Source organism: Burkholderia sp. Z1 (assembly GCF_014893795.1).
Taxonomy (GTDB): Bacteria; Pseudomonadota; Gammaproteobacteria; order Burkholderiales; family Burkholderiaceae; genus Burkholderia; species Burkholderia theae.
The window spans coordinates 3238478-3254302 of sequence record NZ_JACFYL010000001.1; the positions used below are offsets into that span (position 1 = coordinate 3238478).

Sequence of the window (15825 nt, forward strand, 5' to 3'; positions counted from 1 at the left end):
GGCACGCTCCTGTTAGCAATGCGAGAGACGACGTAAAGAAAAATGGAAGCCAGATCGACAATCGCTTCCTTATTGGCAACCCGTCACCCATTTGGATGCGGGAAGTTGAAGGAGGCCATTCTAGATCGATTAATTGTCAATTAAATGGCATTAATACTAGGTGTAAACCCTTATTTTTCCGCCGAGCGGCCGCTGAAGCCCGTGCCGCGTCGACATCGCAGATGGGAACACCGCAGCATCTTGCCCTGGAACGATTTTTACCTTTTTACAGCATAGCGCACCATGACTTTTCGCAACATTTACCCATGCATTATTCCTGTTATTAGAAAACAGGTGCGCATTGAAAATGAAGCGGCCGCTTATGTAATCGTTTTTGCAGATTTATTCTGAAATCGTTTACGGGATTATTAATGACAAAATCAATGATCGGATGAATTGCGGGGCGCAATGAAAAAGCGGCCGTATGAAACGGCCGCCGCCGGCACTGGCACCGGTATGCGCGAGATCAGCCGGCCAGTTCGCGATGCAGCGCGCGGAATTCCTGCGCGAGCTTGTGCCCGGGCTCGAGGTGGATCACCGGCTTCGACTGCTGATGCGACTCGCGGATCTTCACCGACGCGGACAACCTTGACGCCAGCACCGGCAGCCCTTCGTCGACGAGCTCGTCGACCAGCTGTTGCGGCAGGCTCGCGCGCGGCTGGAACTGGTTGATGACGATCCCTTCCACCTCGAGTGCCGCGTTGTGGTCCTGCTGGATTTCCTTCACGTTCTCGAGCAGCGTGTACAGCGCGCGGCGCGAGAAGTCGTCGCAGTCGAACGGGATCAGGCAGCGCTCGACCGCGATCAGCGCCGAGCGCGTATAGAAATTCAGCGCGGGCGGCGTGTCGATGTACACGGCGTCGTAGGTGTCGAGCTCGTTCAGTGCGTCGCGCAGCTTGTAGATCTTGTAGCGCGATTCGAGCTTGCCGTGCAGCGTGTCGAGATCCGGATGCGCCGGCATCACGTCGAGCCCTTCGAACGGGGTCCGATGGATGAACGATGCGACGTCGACCGGACGGAAGTTGAAGGTCAGCGCGGTTTCGAAGAAACCGGCGGCGCCCGGTTGCGCGTCGGGCGCGGCGTCGCCGAGCAGATAGCGCGTGGAGTTCGCCTGCGCATCGAGGTCGATGACGAGCGTGCGCAACCCTTCGCTCGCGCTGATCGCCGCCAGGTTGCAGACGATCGTCGATTTGCCCACGCCGCCCTTCTGGTTGAATACGACCCGCCGCATGGTGTCCCCTCGATCGAAACGTCGAAAAAACCAGCTTAGCCGGTCAATCATGGCGTCCGCGTGACGCAGGTCGAATAACGCGCGACTTGTGTGCGACGCGCATCAGGTGCGCCGCAGCGTTCCCGACACATACCGGTTGCCGGGCACGCTCCACCGCCACGGGAAATCCGTGCCGACGCGAATGCCGATGCGCGGCCCGCCCGCCAGATCCGTGGGCGGCCCCATGCCGTCGTCCACGATCGCGAACCCTTCGTGCGCGCCAACCAGGTCGACGCCGTCCTGGGCGCCGCCGATCCCCATTGCCTGGGTCAGCCGGGCCGGCCCGCGGCACAGGTCGCGATCGCGCGTCTGCGGCGGCCGTGCCGTGCGCATGTGCGCGAGCCCCTGCAGCGGTTCCAGCGCACGGATCAGCACGCCCGTTCCCGTGCCATCCGGCCCGCACACGCAGTTGCAGCACCAGTGCATGCCGTACGTGAAATAGACGTACAGGTGCCCCGGCGGGCCGAACATCGTCGCATTGCGCGGCGTCTTGCCGCGATAGGTATGCGCCGCCGGGTCGATCGCACCGGCATAGGCTTCCACTTCGACGATGCGGCCGGCCCGGCCGTCCGCTGCCGCGAGAATCTTGTTGAGCAGTTGCGGAGCGACGTCGGTAGCCATGCGGTCGAAGAACGCGCGCGGCAACACGGTGCCCGGCCACACGGGCGCGGTTTTATTGCGCCGCATCCTGCCCCTCCGGTTGGCGACCGGAAACGGTCTGCGCCTGCAGATGGAGCTGGCGGTACGCGTCGACCAGATCATCGAGGCCGAACGCAAGATTTCTCCCGCTGGGATTGGGCAGCACCCACACGCTCGCCCGCTGCATGTGGGCCGGCTGCAATCCCCACGCGACTTCGCGCTGACCGGAAAGCGCCGAATACGCCGCCTTGCCGAGAAACGCGACGAAGCGCGGCCCATAACGCGCCACCTTCTGCTCGAACGCCGCAGCCGCGGCGATGAATTCCGCGCGCGAAAGCTGATCGGCGCTCGCCGTTGGTCGCTTCACCACCGCCGTCAAGCCGCAGCCGTACCGGAGTATCGCGCGATCGTCCTGCGGCGAAATTTCCATCGGCGTGAAGCCGGCGAGATGGATCACGCGCCAGAAGCGGTTGCTTCTCCCCGCGAAGTGATGCCCTGTCGCGGCCGCGGTCAGGCCGGGATTGATCCCGCAGAACAGCACGTCGAGATGCGGAGCGATGAGGTCGGGGAGTTCGTCAGCCACGGGTCGCCTGGGGTGCAAGGTTCATCGACGTAAACGAAGAAAGGCCCGAAGACCCGGGCCAAGCAACTGGCTTGACTCGGACATTCGGGCCCATCGTGCTGCGGGATGCCGACTTGACGGTCAGAACGGAATATCGTCGTCCATCTCGTCGAAGCCGCCGCCGGCCGGTGCGCTCGGACGGCTCTGCGCGCCGCCGCCAGCACCGCCACGCGCCGCGCCGCCGGCACGACCGCCGCCGCCACCACCACGCTCCATCTGCTCGCCACGACCGCCGCCACCACCACCGTAGCCGCCGCCGTAACCGCCTTCGTCACCACCGCCACCGCCGCCGCCCGCACCGCCGCGGCCGCCGAGCATCTGCATCTGGTCCGCGACGATTTCGGTCGAGTAACGATCCTGACCGTCCTGACCCTGCCACTTGCGCGTGCGGATGCGGCCTTCGATATAGACCGACGAACCCTTCTTCAGGTATTCGCTGACGATCTCCGCCAGACGGCCGAAGAACGCGACGCGATGCCACTCGGTCATTTCCTTGAAATCGCCGCTTGCCTTGTCCTTGTAGCGGTCGGTCGTCGCGAGACGAATGTTCGCAACCGCGTCGCCGCTCGGCAGGTAACGGACTTCAGGATCGGCGCCGAGATTGCCGACGAGGATGACCTTGTTGACGGATGCCATGTGTTTCTCCAGTAAATTCGATGCCGGGCCGCCCGCGCGTGCGTCGGAGCAGCCCGCCGGACAAGCCGGCGACGCCGCCGGTGCCTGCCCGACAATAGGTTCAGGCCTTGCGCGGCGGCGCTTTCATGCTGGCCGCGATTATAAGCCACGCTGCAACGAGCCCAGAACACGCGTAGAACACCGTGTTCGCTCCGCCGTGCTTCAGCAGCCAGCCGCCCGCGATGCCGCCGAGCGCGAGCCCGATCGACTGCGTGGTGTTGTAGACGCCCGTGGCCGCGCCCTTGCGCGAACCCGGCGCGAGCTTCGACACGAGCGACGGCTGCGACGCTTCCAGGATGTTGAACCCCAGGAAGTACACGAACAGGATCGCCGCCACAATCATGATGGTATGCGGCGCGCTGCCCAGCAGCAATTGACCGATCAGGATAGCCAGAATGCCGCCCAGCAGCACCGGCTTCATCTTGCCCCGTTTCTCCGCGACGATGATCGCCGGGACCATCATCACGAACGCGAGCCCCATCACCGGCAGGTAGACCTTCCAGTGCGCGGCGACCGGCAGCCCGCCGTCGACGAGCAGGCGCGGCACGACGAGGAACAGCGCCGTCTGCGTCGCGTGCAGCACCAGCACGCCGAAGTTCAGGCGCAGCAGCTCGACGTTGTGCAGCACCTCGGCGAACGGCGCGGGCACGTGCACGGGCTTGGCCGCGTCGGGCACGATCCACAGCACGACGCCGATCGCGAGGATCGACAGCACGCCGACGATCGCGAACAGCCCGCTCATCCCGACCCAGTGGAACACGATCGGCGCGCCGACGATCGCGACCGCGAACGACACGCCGATCGACCCGCCGACCATCGCCATCGCCTTCGTGCGGTTCTGCTCGGAGGTCAGGTCGGCGATGAACGCCAGCACCGCGGACGACACGGCACCCATCCCCTGGATCACGCGACCGACGATGATCCACGTGATGTCGTGCGCGGACGCGGCAACGAAGCTGCCGAGCGCGAAGATCACGAGGCCCGTGGCGATCACCGGCTTGCGGCCGAACTTGTCGGACGCCCAGCCGTAGAAGATGTAGAACAGCGACTGCGTGACGCCGTAGGCCCCGAGCGCGATACCGACGAGCAGCACGTTGTCGCCACCCGGGATGGTTTTCGCGTAGACCGAGAACACCGGCATGATCATGAACAGGCCGAGCATGCGCAGCGCGAAGATCGCCGCGAGCGACGTGGTCGCGCGCAATTCGGGCGCAGTCATGCGGGAAGACGTGGCAGACGGATTGGACATCGGGAATGAATTTCGAATGATCGGAATGTCCGCCCGACACCGGGCGGCGGAAGATCAGGACCAGCGGCCCGGGAGGCCTGACGGGCGACACGTCGGGGCAGGATGCCGGCGGCCTGCGGGCCGCCCTGAACCGCGCGGCGCGACCGCTTTCCCCGGCGCAGGCGCCGCCTTGCTGCCACCTGCTGTAAAGGCTGGGGGCCCCAAACGACGGTCTCGAAAAGCCGTTATAGTAGCAGGTTTGGTTCCCTCCATTTTCGCCAGGTTCATGGAACAGATCCGTATCCGTGGGGCACGTACCCACAACCTGAAAAACGTCAATCTCGACCTGCCGCGCCACAAGCTGATCGTGATTACCGGGTTGTCCGGGTCGGGCAAGTCGTCGCTCGCGTTCGACACCCTTTATGCCGAGGGCCAGCGCCGCTACGTCGAAAGCCTGTCTGCGTATGCCCGCCAGTTCCTGCAGTTGATGGAGAAACCCGACGTCGACCTGATCGAGGGTCTGTCGCCCGCGATCTCGATCGAGCAGAAGGCGACGTCCCACAACCCGCGTTCGACCGTCGGCACGGTCACCGAAATCCACGACTACCTGCGACTTTTATACGCACGTGTCGGCACGCCATACTGCCCCGATCACGAGATTCCGCTCGAGGCGCAGAGCGTGTCGCAGATGGTCGACGCGGCGCTCGCGCTGCCCGAGGAAACCAAGCTGATGATCCTCGCGCCGGTCGTCGCGAACCGCAAGGGCGAGCACGCCGAGCTGTTCGAGGACATGCAGGCGCAGGGCTTCGTGCGCTTTCGCGTGCGCTCGGGCGGCGGCACCGCGAACGAAGGCGTCGCGAAGATCTACGAGGTCGAGTCGCTGCCGAAGCTCAAGAAGAACGACAAGCACACGATCGACGTCGTCGTCGATCGTCTGAAGGTCCGCCCGGACATGAAGCAGCGCCTCGCCGAATCGTTCGAGACGGCGCTGCGCCTCGCCGACGGCCGCGCGATCGCGCTGGAAATGGATACCGACCACGAGCACCTGTTCAGCTCGAAGTTCGCGTGCCCGATCTGCTCGTACTCGCTGCAGGAGCTCGAGCCGCGCCTGTTCTCGTTCAACAACCCGATGGGCGCGTGCCCGGAATGCGACGGCCTTGGCCAGATCACGTTCTTCGACCCGAAGCGGGTCGTCGCGCACCCGTCGCTGTCGCTCGCCGCGGGCGCCGTGAAAGGCTGGGACCGCCGCAACCAGTTCTACTTCCAGATGCTGCAGAGCCTCGCGGCGTTCTACGAATTCGACATCGACGCCGCCTTCGAGGATCTCCCGGAAAAGATCCGGAAGGTGCTGCTGTTCGGCTCGGGCAAGCAGACGATCCCGTTCTCGTACATCAACGAGCGCGGCCGCACGACGATCCGCGAGCACGTGTTCGAAGGGATCATCCCGAACCTCGAACGCCGGTACCGCGAGACCGATTCGGTCGCGGTGCGCGAGGAACTGTCGAAGTACCAGAACAACCAGCCGTGCCCGTCGTGCGAAGGCACGCGCCTGCGCCGCGAGGCGCGCCACGTGCGGATCGGCACGGGCGACTACGCGCGCGGCATCTATGAAATCAGCGGCTGGCCGCTGCGCGATGCGCTCGGTTACTTCGACGGCCTGACGCTCGAAGGCGCGAAGCGCGAGATCGCCGACAAGGTGATCAAGGAAATCGTCGCGCGCCTGACGTTCCTGAACAACGTCGGCCTCGACTACCTGTCGCTCGAGCGCAGCGCCGAAACGCTGTCGGGCGGCGAAGCGCAGCGCATCCGGCTCGCGTCGCAGATCGGCTCGGGCCTGACCGGCGTGATGTACGTGCTCGACGAGCCGTCGATCGGCCTGCACCAGCGCGACAACGACCGCCTGATCTCGACGCTCAAGCACCTGCGCGACCTCGGCAACTCGGTGATCGTCGTCGAGCACGACGAGGACATGATCCGCACGGCCGACTACGTCGTCGACATGGGCCCCGGCGCCGGCGAACACGGCGGCGTGGTGGTGGCCGAAGGCACGCCGAAGCAGGTGCAGTCGAACCCGCAGTCGCTGACGGGCCAGTACCTGCTCGGCAAGCGCACGATCGAATATCCGGACGAGCGGCTCGCGCCCGATCCCGAGCGCATGCTGCGCATCGTCGACGCGTACGGCAACAACCTGAAGCACGTCGATCTCGAACTGCCGGTCGGCCTGCTGACCTGCATCACCGGCGTATCGGGTTCCGGCAAGTCGACGCTGATCAACGACACGCTGTATCACGCGGTCGCGCGCCACCTGTACGGTTCGTCGGCCGAGCCGGCGCCACACGAGGCGATCGAGGGCCTCGAGCACTTCGACAAGGTGATCAACGTCGACCAGTCGCCGATCGGCCGCACGCCGCGCTCGAACCCGGCCACCTATACCGGCCTGTTCACGCCGATCCGCGAGCTGTTCTCGGGCGTGCCGACCTCGAAGGAGCGCGGCTACGATCCGGGCCGCTTCTCGTTCAACGTGAAGGGCGGCCGCTGCGAATCGTGCCAGGGCGACGGCGTGCTGAAGGTCGAGATGCACTTCCTGCCGGACGTCTACGTGCCGTGCGACGTGTGCCACGGCAAGCGCTACAACCGCGAAACGCTCGAAGTGCAGTACAAGGGCAAGAACGTCAGCGAAGTGCTCGACATGACGGTCGAACATGCGTACGAGTTCTTCAGCGCGGTGCCGGTCATCGCGCGCAAGCTGAAGACGCTGCTCGACGTCGGCCTCGGCTACATCCGCCTCGGCCAGTCGGCCACGACGCTGTCGGGCGGCGAGGCGCAGCGCGTGAAGCTGTCGCTCGAACTCTCCAAGCGCGACACGGGCCGCACGCTGTACATCCTCGACGAGCCGACCACCGGCCTGCACTTCCACGACATCGCGCTGCTGCTCGAGGTGATCCATCGGCTGCGCGACCAGGGCAACACGGTCGTGATCATCGAGCACAACCTCGACGTGATCAAGACGGCCGACTGGGTGATCGACCTCGGCCCCGAAGGCGGCGCCGGCGGTGGCCAGATCATCGCGCAGGGCACGCCCGAGCAGGTCGCGAAGACCAAGGCGAGCTTCACCGGCAAGTACCTCGCGCCGCTGCTCAAGCGCCCGACCCGCAAGGCCGCGGTCGGCTGACGCGCGTTACACCCTTCCCGCGCGCGGCCGCCCGGCCGCGCGCGTCCCTCCGCGACGCGCCGCCCGCCTCCCCTCGTTTTCCCTTCTGCGTTTACACCATGCGCCAAACGGCCCGGTTGCGGACCATAATGGCGGCTATACTTTACGGTCGTAAGGTTCGTCCTACGCACCAATCCGGTGCAACTCCGGGCGGGCACCGCTCTGTCGCGCATTCCGCGGCATGACACACGAACGACAGGAATCCACGATGGAGAAGCAACAAGACTCGTCGCGCGATGCGCAGAACCGCGAGCCGCACCTGCGCAGCGTGCGGCTGACGAGCGACTTCAGCCTGCCGAATCTGTCGGCACTCGAAATCGGCAGCTATCTCTTCGCGATCGTCGCAATGTGGCTCGTGATCGAGCTCAAGCTGCTCGGCGGGCTGCTGGCCGGCCTGCTCGTCTATCAGCTCATCCATACGATCGCGCCCGTGATCGAACGCCACACCACGAGCATGCGCGCGCGCTGGGTCGCCGTCGTGCTGCTGTCGATCGTCATCGTCGGCGGGCTCACGGGCCTGACGATCGGCATCATCGAACACTTCGAGCGCACGGTGCCGAACCTGCAGAGCCTGCTCGACCAGCTGATGCAGATCGTCGAGCAAACCCGCGCACGCACGCCGGCCTGGATCGCGAACCTGCTGCCCGTCGACGTCGAACAGATGAAGACCAAGGCCGCCGTGCTGATGCACTCGCACATGGACCAGCTCCAGCAGAGCGGCAAGAGCGTCGCGCGCGGCTTCGGCCACGTGCTGTTCGGGATGATCATCGGCGCGATGATCGCGATCGGCGTCGAACACGGCAAGGTGCGCCGGCCGCTGTCGACCGCGCTCGTCACGCGCGTGTCGCGCTTCTCCGACGCGTTCCGCCGCATCGTGTTCGCGCAGATCAAGATCTCGGCGATCAACGCGGTGTTCACCGGCATCTACCTGCTCGTCGCGCTGCCGCTCTTCCACGAACGGCTGCCGCTGTCGAAAACGCTCGTGCTCGTCACGTTCATCGTCGGCCTGCTGCCCGTGATCGGCAACCTGATCTCGAACACGCTGATCGTCGCCGTGTCGCTGTCGGTCAGCATGGGCACCGCGATCGCGTCGCTCGCGTTCCTCGTGGTCATCCACAAGCTCGAATACTTCCTGAACGCGAAGATCATCGGCGGCCAGATCGAGTCGCGCGCGTGGGAGCTGCTGCTCGCGATGCTGATCATGGAAGCCGCGTTCGGGCTGCCGGGCGTGATCGCCGCGCCGATCTTCTATGCGTACCTGAAGCGCGAGCTGTACCTGCTGCGGCTGATCTGAAGCCCGCGTATCAGGCGATAAAAAAACGCCGCGCCCCGTGAAGGGCGCGGCGTTTTTATTTGTGCCGGCAGGTCGATCAGCGGAACACGACCGTCTTCGTCCCGTTCAGCACGACCCGGTGCTCGACGTGCCACTTCACCGCGCGCGCGAGCGTCACGCACTCGACGTCGCGGCCGATCGCGGTCAGCTGGTCCGGCGTCATGCTGTGGTCGACGCGCTCGACTTCCTGCTCGATGATCGGACCTTCGTCGAGATCGGTCGTCACGTAGTGCGCGGTCGCGCCGATCAGCTTCACGCCACGGTCGAACGCCTGGTAATACGGCTTCGCGCCCTTGAAGCTCGGCAGGAACGAATGGTGGATGTTGATCGCGCGCCCGGCGAGCTGCTGGCACATGTTCGGCGACAGGATCTGCATGTAGCGCGCGAGCACGACCAGATCGGCCTGGTGCTCGTCGATCACTTCCAGCACGCGCGCTTCCTGCGCGGCCTTCGCTGCGTCGGACGAACCGCCGATCAGCGGGAAGTGATGGAACGGGATGTTGTAGCTCGCGGCGAGCTGGTAGAACTCCTTGTGGTTCGACACGATCGCCGGGATCTCGATCGGCAGCTGGCCCGTGCGATAGCGGAACAGCAGGTCGTTCAGGCAATGGCCGATCTTCGACACCATGATCACGACGCGCGGCTTCACGGCCGCGTCGTGCAGCTCCCAGCGCATCGAGAAGCGTTCCGCGAGCGGCGCGAATTCGTTGCGAAGCGTGTCGAGCGCCGACGCGGCATCCGCGCCGCCGCCGTCCTGCTCGAAGTGCACGCGCATGAAGAATTCGCTGGTGCGGCTGTCGCCGAACTGCGCCGAATCGAGGATGTTGTTGCTGCGCTCGAACAGGAAGCCCGAGACCGCGTGGACGATGCCGTGCCGGTCGGGGCACGACAGTTTCAAGATAAAGCTGTGATCGGTCGGCATGACCGCTACTCCCTTCGTTTCCGTATTCGTCAAATTGCCCGTTCGCGCCGCGGGGCCGCCAGTCGCGGCGCGCGTCACGCGGCCGGCGCGAACAGCGCGTCGATGCCCGCGGCGTCGGCCGCCGCGAGCCAGCGATGGCGCAGCAGCGTATCGAGCGTCGCGAGACTCGCATCCATCGTCGCGCGGCCTTCGCGCAACCAGCCGATCACCTCGGGCACGCCGGCCAGCAGGTGCTCGGCCACTTCGCCGTCCTGGTTGCGCGGCGCGAAGTCGTGCGGCAGCGGCAGGTCGTACACGAAGATCAGTTCGGACTGCGTGCCTTCCGGCAGCGAGCACAGCACCTGCACCGCGCGGCCCGCGATCGCGCGCACCGCCAGTTCGGCCGGAATGCCGGCTTCTTCCCAGCACTCCTTTGCGAGCGTCTCGTGAACGCTCAAGCCCCAGCCGATGCCACCCGCGACGACGTTGTCGAGCATGCCGGGATCGGTTGCCTTGGTCGCGCTGCGGCGGCCGAGCCACATTTGCGGCACGGCCGCGGCGGACGGCTCGCCCGGCGCAACCGCATATTCTACGATGCCGTTCAGATGCACCGCATAAGTCTGCGTGCCGAAAAAGCGCGACGCGGCGCGCTCGATGTACGCGAGCGGCGGATCGTCGAAGCGGTTGCGGATCGCGTAGATCTCGTCGCGCCAGCCGGGAATCGCGCCTTCGGCCGCGAGCGCGCCGATCGCGCTCGCCAGCGCCATGCTGCGCGCGTCGACCGAGTCGTAACGCGCCGACAGCACGACGCGCTCGCCGGTCAGTTCGAACACGTCGGGCCAGCGTGCAAGCTTCGCGACGTCCTGGCGGCGCACCCAGCCAACCGCCTGGCCGGCGATCTCGAAACGCAGGTGCGCGGCCGGATCGAAGCGCCGCGCGGCCGCGATGCACGGAAACGTCATCGCCGTCAGTCCTTCAGTGCGACGCGGATGCCGAGCGCGATGAAGGTCGCGCCGGCCAGCCGGTCGAGCCACACGCCGGCCTTCGGGCGGCGCTTCAGCCAGGCGCCGATCGCACCCGCGCCGACGCCGAACAGCGAAAAGATCGCGGCCGTCTGCAGCATGAACAGCGCGCCGAGCTCGAACATCTGCAGCGTCACACCCTGCACGCCGTGCGGATCGACGAACTGCGGCAGGAACACGACGAAGAACAGCGTGACCTTCGGGTTCATCAGGTTGCCGATCACGCTCTGCCGGAAGATCGTGCCGAGCGGCTGCGGCGGGCGCTCATGCGCATTCGCGAGGCCCTGGCTGCGCAGTGCCTTGATGCCTATCCACACCAGATACGCGGCGCCCGCGAGCTTCAGGATCTCGAACGCGACCGGCGACGAACGCAGCAACGCCGCGACGCCGAGCGCCGCGAGCGTCGTGTGGAACAGGATCCCGGCGCTGAAACCGAGCGCGGCGACGAAGCCGGCCGCGCGGCCCTGCGAGATGCCGCGTGCAAGCACCTGCAGGTTGTCGGGACCCGGCGCGAACGTGATCGCGATCGACGTGGCGAGAAACAGCATGAAGTTGGGCATCGTGACCTCGCTGGTGAGCCTGCGTTCAGTGGCCGGCGAATTCGGTGACGGTATAGACGGGCAGTCCCGCGTTGCGCAGCAGCGCCGAGCCGCCGAGATCGGGCAGGTCGATGATCGCCGCGCCTTCGACGACTTCCGCGCCGAGCCGCTGCAGCAGGTTGCGCCCCGCCATCATCGTGCCGCCCGTCGCGATCAGGTCGTCCATGATGATCACGCGGTCGCCGGGGCGGCACGCATCTTCGTGGATCTCGACCGTCGCGCTGCCGTATTCGAGGTCGTACGACTCCGAACGCGTCTTGTACGGCAGCTTGCCGACCTTGCGGATCGGCACGAAACCGACGCTCAGCTCGTACGCGACGATCGGCGCGATGATGAAACCGCGCGCATCGAGGCCCGCGACATAGTCGAGCTTCGCATCGACATAACGTTCGACGAACAGGTCGACGAGGATGCGCAGCGCCTTCGGGCTCTGCAGCAGCGTCGTGATGTCGCGGAACATCACGCCCGGCTGCGGCCAGTCGGGCACCGTGCGAATCTGGCTGTGAATGAAGGCGACCGGATCGAGCGGCGCGCCCGACGACGAATGCGGCATGAAACTCTCCGAAAAAAACGGTGCGCGAAGATCGGGCACCGTTTCTAATAAATACGGGTCAGGTTATTGAATCGTGGCTCACGCGGCCGCGGCCGGCGGATCGCGCCGATGGCGCGACAGCCGCTCCTCCGCGAGCGCGAGCGCCTCGGGCAGCCCGCGCAGCACGACGATGTCGCTCGCGCGCAGCTTGGTCTGCGGGTCGGGTTCGACGCCGCGAATGCCATGCCGGCGGATCGCCGTGACTTCCAGCCCGAGCGCATACAGCCCGAGTTCCTCCAGCGAGCGCCCGACCGCGTCCGCGCGTGCATCGACCGGCACCGATTGTAGCCGCACCTGCTCGTGGTCGTCGTCGTCCGCGTCGTCCGCGCCGCGGAAATAGCCGCGCAGCAGGCTGTAGCGCTCGTCGCGCATCTCCTCGACGCGCCGCACGACCTTGCGCATCGGCACGCCGACCAGCACCAGCGTGTGCGACGCGAGCATCAGGCTGCCCTCGACGATCTCCGGAATCACCTCGGTTGCGCCGGCCGCGAGCAGTTTCTCGAGATCGGCATCGTCGACGGTACGCACGATCGCGGGCAGCGTCGGCTCGAGCTCGTGCACATGGTGCAGCACGCGCAGCGCGGACGGCGTGTTCGCATAGGTGATCGCGACGGCCGCCGCGCGGTGGATACCGGCCGCGAGCAGCGACTCGCGGCGCGCCGCGTCGCCGAACACGACCGATTCGCCGGCGGTCGCGGCCGCGCTCACGCGATCGGGGTCGAGGTCGAGCGCGACATACGAGATGCCTTCCTGCTCGAGCATCCGCGCCAGGTTCTGGCCCGCGCGGCCGTAGCCGCAGATGATCACGTGGCCGCGCTGCTTGAGGCTCTGCGTCGCGATCCGCGTCATCTGCAGCGACTGCTGCATCCATTCGGTCGACGACAGCCGCATCACGATCCGGTCGGCGTTCTGGATCAGGAACGGCGCGGCGAGCATCGACAGCAGCATCGACGCGAGGATCGCCTGCAGCAGCGTCGAATCGACGAGATGCCGGTCGAGGATCAGGTTCAGCAGCACGAAGCCGAATTCGCCGGCCTGCGCGAGCCCGATGCCCGTGCGCATCGCGACGCCCGGCGTCGCGCCGAACAGCCGCGCGAGCCCCGTGATCATCGTGGCCTTGAACAGCACCTGGCCGACGAAGAAGCCGAGCACGAGCAACGGATGCTCCCAGATCACGCGCGGGTCGAGCAGCATCCCGGTCGTCACGAAGAACAGGCCGAGCAGCACGTCGCGGAACGGCTTGATGTCCTCCTCCACCTGGTGGCGGAACGGCGTCTCGGAGATCAGCATCCCCGCGATGAACGCGCCGAGCGCGAGCGACAGGCCGAACTTGTCGGTGATGAACGCGGCGCCGAGCGTGACGAGCAGCAGGTTCAGCACGAACAGCTCCTGCGAGCGGCGCCGCGCGACGACGTTGAGCCAGCGCGTCATGAAGCGCTGCCCGATGACCAGCAGCAGCGTGAGCGCGATCACGATCTTGACGGCCGCGAAGCCGAGCGTCAGCGCGAGATCCTTCGACGATTCGGCGCCGAACGCGGCGATCACGATCAGCAGCGGCACCACCGCGAGATCCTGGAACAGCAGCACGCCGAAGATGTTGCGGCCGTGCTCGGTCTCGATCTCGAGCCGCTCGGCGAGCATCTTCGACACGATCGCCGTCGACGACATCGCGAGCGCGCCGCCGAGCGCGATGCTGCCCTGCCACGTGATGTGCACCCAGCGCTCGAACAGCGCGCCGAGCGCGAGCGCAAGCACCAGCGTCGCGACCACCTGCAGCAGCCCGAGCCCGAACACGAGCCGCTGCATCGACCTCAGCTTCGCAAGGGAGAATTCGAGGCCGATCGAGAACATCAGGAACACGACGCCGAATTCCGCGAGGTGCTCGGCACGTTCGAGATCCGCCGCGATCCCGAGCGCATGCGGGCCGACCAGGATGCCGACGGTTAGGTAGCCGAGCATCGGCGGGAGGTTCAGCGAACGGAACACGACGACGCCCACCACTGAAGCCAGCAGCAGCATGAGCGTCATTTCGAGCGGGGAAATCACGGGCAAAGCGTCCTCGTTCGTCGGGGCCACCGCAAAGCGGGCACGGTGGCGTAGCGTGGGATAGGCAACTTCGGACGAGTCCGAGGGCCCGGCGCGGCGAACAAACGCCTTTGCTATACTCCGCGCATGATAGCGAAAATCAATGACAACCGCGCGCTCGCGCTCGCCCGCGACGTGCTCGACATCGAGGCGGACGCCGTGCGCGCGCTGCGCGACCAGCTCGACGGCGACTTCGTCCAGGCCGTCGCGCTGCTGCTCGGCTGCAGCGGCCGCGTGGTGGTTTCCGGAATCGGCAAATCGGGGCATATCGCCCGCAAGATCGCGGCAACGCTGGCCAGCACCGGCACGCCGGCCTTCTTCGTCCATCCCGCCGAGGCCAGCCACGGCGACCTCGGGATGGTCACCTCCGACGACGTCTTCATCGGCATCTCGTACTCCGGCGAATCGGAAGAACTCGTCGCGATCCTGCCGCTCGTCAAGCGGATCGGCGCGAAGCTGATCGCGATCACGGGCCGCGCGGAATCGAGCCTCGGCACGCTCGCCGACGTGAACCTGAACGCCGCGGTGTCGAAGGAAGCGTGCCCGCTGAACCTCGCGCCCACCGCGAGCACGACCGCCGCGCTCGCGCTCGGCGACGCGCTCGCCGTTGCCGTGCTCGACGCGCGCGGCTTCGGTTCGGAAGACTTCGCGCGCTCGCACCCGGGCGGTGCGCTCGGCCGGCGCCTGCTCACCTACGTGCGCGACGTGATGCGCTCGGGCGACGACGTCCCGTCCATCGGGCTCGACGCGACGCTGTCGGATGCGCTGTTCCAGATCACCGCGAAGCGCCTGGGCATGACGGCCGTCGTCGACGCCGACGGCAAGGTCGTCGGCATCTTCACCGACGGCGACCTGCGCCGCGTGCTCGCGCGCGATGGCGACTTCCGCACGCTGCCGATCGCCGACGTGATGACGCACAACCCGCGCACGATCGCGCCGGACCACCTGGCGGTCGAGGCCGTGGAACTGATGGAGCGCCACCGGATCAACCAGATGCTGGTCGTCGATGCCGACGGCGCGCTGATCGGCGCGCTGAACATGCACGACCTGTTTTCGAAGAAGGTGATCTGATGAGCGCAGCGTTGACTGCGGCCGAGCGCGCGAGCCGCGTGAAGCTGATGATTTTCGACGTCGACGGTGTATTGACCGACGGCGGCCTGCTGTTTACCGCCGCCGGCGATGCGATGAAGTCGTTCAACTCGCTCGACGGCCACGGCGTGAAGCTGCTCGGCGAAGCCGGCATCGCGACCGCGATCATCACGGGCCGCCGCTCGGAAATCGTCGCGGCGCGCGCCAGGGAAATGAAGATCGCGCACCTGTTCCAGGGCGTCGAGAACAAGCTCACCGTGTTCGCCGACCTGATCGCGTCGCTCGGCCTCACCGCCGACGCATGCGGCTACATGGGCGACGACTGGCCCGACCTGCCCGTGATGCTGCGCTGCGGCTTCGCGACCGCGCCCGCCAACGCGCACCCCGAGGTGATCGCCCGCGCGCACTGGGTGGCCGAGGCCCGTGGCGGCCAGGGCGCCGTGCGCGAAGTCTGCGACGCGATCCTGCGCGCGCAGCGCCGCTACGACGCGCTGCTCGCAGCCGCCTGCGGAGCCTGACG

Annotated in this window: 14 protein-coding genes; 4 read left to right on the forward strand and 10 right to left on the reverse strand. The window is 66.5% G+C overall.

All coding sequences use genetic code 11. The features are described 5' to 3' along the window. Positions 1 to 505: 505 nt before the first annotated feature. The 5 genes from H3H55_RS15035 to H3H55_RS15055 all read right to left on the reverse strand — a co-directional run bounded on the left by H3H55_RS15035 (position 506) and on the right by H3H55_RS15055 (position 4494). Positions 506 to 1270, reverse strand: a complete 765-nt coding sequence (locus H3H55_RS15035; protein ID WP_193099105.1) for a ParA family protein — start codon at positions 1268 to 1270, stop codon at positions 506 to 508. A gap of 102 nt (positions 1271 to 1372) precedes the next feature. Beyond that, the gene (locus H3H55_RS15040) at positions 1373 to 1996 is read right to left on the reverse strand and encodes a DNA-3-methyladenine glycosylase (protein WP_193099106.1); all 624 of its coding nucleotides are present in this window, start codon (positions 1994 to 1996) and stop codon (positions 1373 to 1375) included. Continuing rightward, positions 1983 to 2531, reverse strand: a complete 549-nt coding sequence (gene mug / locus H3H55_RS15045) for a G/U mismatch-specific DNA glycosylase (protein WP_193099108.1) — start codon at positions 2529 to 2531, stop codon at positions 1983 to 1985. Before mug ends, H3H55_RS15040 begins: the two co-directional genes overlap by 14 nt. Positions 2532 to 2651: 120 nt before the next feature. Continuing rightward, positions 2652 to 3206, reverse strand: coding sequence for a single-stranded DNA-binding protein (locus H3H55_RS15050; protein ID WP_060067283.1), 555 nt, complete (start codon positions 3204 to 3206; stop codon positions 2652 to 2654). 100 nt (positions 3207 to 3306) lie between these two features. Further along, positions 3307 to 4494, reverse strand: a complete 1188-nt coding sequence (locus H3H55_RS15055; RefSeq protein WP_048246943.1) for an MFS transporter — start codon at positions 4492 to 4494, stop codon at positions 3307 to 3309. A gap of 265 nt (positions 4495 to 4759) precedes the next feature. Here H3H55_RS15055 and uvrA point away from each other — a divergent pair, with 265 nt between their 5' ends. Together uvrA and H3H55_RS15065 are read left to right on the forward strand one after the other, a co-directional pair. Next, positions 4760 to 7645 carry an excinuclease ABC subunit UvrA gene (uvrA, locus tag H3H55_RS15060; RefSeq protein ID WP_193099109.1) on the forward strand — a complete coding sequence of 962 codons (2886 nt, stop codon included), beginning with the start codon at positions 4760 to 4762 and terminating at the stop codon, positions 7643 to 7645. Between the two features lie 247 nt (positions 7646 to 7892). Next, positions 7893 to 8978 carry an AI-2E family transporter gene (locus H3H55_RS15065; RefSeq protein ID WP_193099111.1) on the forward strand — a complete coding sequence of 362 codons (1086 nt, stop codon included), beginning with the start codon at positions 7893 to 7895 and terminating at the stop codon, positions 8976 to 8978. Between the two features lie 76 nt (positions 8979 to 9054). Here the strand turns inward: H3H55_RS15065 and purU are convergent, their stop codons facing one another. The 5 genes from purU to H3H55_RS15090 form a co-directional block, all read right to left on the reverse strand. Next, positions 9055 to 9939, reverse strand: coding sequence for a formyltetrahydrofolate deformylase (purU, locus tag H3H55_RS15070; RefSeq protein ID WP_193099113.1), 885 nt, complete (start codon positions 9937 to 9939; stop codon positions 9055 to 9057). 74 nt (positions 9940 to 10013) lie between these two features. Further along, positions 10014 to 10880: an NUDIX hydrolase gene (locus H3H55_RS15075; protein ID WP_129512992.1), complete on the reverse strand. Its 867-nt coding sequence runs from the start codon at positions 10878 to 10880 to the stop codon at positions 10014 to 10016. Positions 10881 to 10885: 5 nt separating this feature from the next. Further along, complete coding sequence (locus H3H55_RS15080) at positions 10886 to 11500, reverse strand: LysE family translocator (protein WP_048246952.1); 615 nt, start codon at positions 11498 to 11500, stop codon at positions 10886 to 10888. Positions 11501 to 11525: 25 nt separating this feature from the next. Then, positions 11526 to 12092 (reverse strand): adenine phosphoribosyltransferase, encoded by a 567-nt coding sequence (locus H3H55_RS15085; protein ID WP_011353218.1) that lies wholly within the window; start codon positions 12090 to 12092, stop codon positions 11526 to 11528. 78 nt (positions 12093 to 12170) lie between these two features. Continuing rightward, on the reverse strand, positions 12171 to 14177 hold the full coding sequence (locus H3H55_RS15090; protein WP_048247155.1) for a monovalent cation:proton antiporter family protein: 2007 nt from the start codon (positions 14175 to 14177) through the stop codon (positions 12171 to 12173). A 126-nt stretch (positions 14178 to 14303) separates the two neighbouring features. On the opposite strand from H3H55_RS15090, the gene kdsD reads away from it, so the two are divergent. Further along, positions 14304 to 15287, forward strand: a complete 984-nt coding sequence (gene kdsD / locus H3H55_RS15095) for an arabinose 5-phosphate isomerase KdsD (RefSeq protein ID WP_129512993.1) — start codon at positions 14304 to 14306, stop codon at positions 15285 to 15287. Continuing rightward, positions 15287 to 15823: a KdsC family phosphatase gene (locus H3H55_RS15100; protein WP_129512994.1), complete on the forward strand. Its 537-nt coding sequence runs from the start codon at positions 15287 to 15289 to the stop codon at positions 15821 to 15823. The genes kdsD and H3H55_RS15100 overlap by 1 nt, the downstream gene beginning before the upstream one ends. Positions 15824 to 15825: the final 2 nt, after the last annotated feature.

Excerpts from the sequence above, each read along its gene's own strand:
- H3H55_RS15080 (WP_048246952.1), bottom strand. The coding sequence starts at position 11,500 with ATGCCCAACTTCATGCTGTTTCTCGCCACGTCGATCGCGATCACGTTC.
- purU (WP_193099113.1), bottom strand. The coding sequence starts at position 9,939 with ATGCCGACCGATCACAGCTTTATCTTGAAACTGTCGTGCCCCGACCGG.
- H3H55_RS15040 (WP_193099106.1), bottom strand. The coding sequence starts at position 1,996 with ATGCGGCGCAATAAAACCGCGCCCGTGTGGCCGGGCACCGTGTTGCCG.
- H3H55_RS15065 (WP_193099111.1), top strand. The coding sequence starts at position 7,893 with ATGGAGAAGCAACAAGACTCGTCGCGCGATGCGCAGAACCGCGAGCCG.
- H3H55_RS15085 (WP_011353218.1), bottom strand. The coding sequence starts at position 12,092 with ATGCCGCATTCGTCGTCGGGCGCGCCGCTCGATCCGGTCGCCTTCATT.
- uvrA (WP_193099109.1), top strand. The coding sequence starts at position 4,760 with ATGGAACAGATCCGTATCCGTGGGGCACGTACCCACAACCTGAAAAAC.
- kdsD (WP_129512993.1), top strand. The coding sequence starts at position 14,304 with ATGATAGCGAAAATCAATGACAACCGCGCGCTCGCGCTCGCCCGCGAC.
- H3H55_RS15035 (WP_193099105.1), bottom strand. The coding sequence starts at position 1,270 with ATGCGGCGGGTCGTATTCAACCAGAAGGGCGGCGTGGGCAAATCGACG.
- H3H55_RS15055 (WP_048246943.1), bottom strand. The coding sequence starts at position 4,494 with ATGTCCAATCCGTCTGCCACGTCTTCCCGCATGACTGCGCCCGAATTG.
- H3H55_RS15050 (WP_060067283.1), bottom strand. The coding sequence starts at position 3,206 with ATGGCATCCGTCAACAAGGTCATCCTCGTCGGCAATCTCGGCGCCGAT.
- H3H55_RS15075 (WP_129512992.1), bottom strand. The coding sequence starts at position 10,880 with ATGACGTTTCCGTGCATCGCGGCCGCGCGGCGCTTCGATCCGGCCGCG.
- H3H55_RS15100 (WP_129512994.1), top strand. The coding sequence starts at position 15,287 with ATGAGCGCAGCGTTGACTGCGGCCGAGCGCGCGAGCCGCGTGAAGCTG.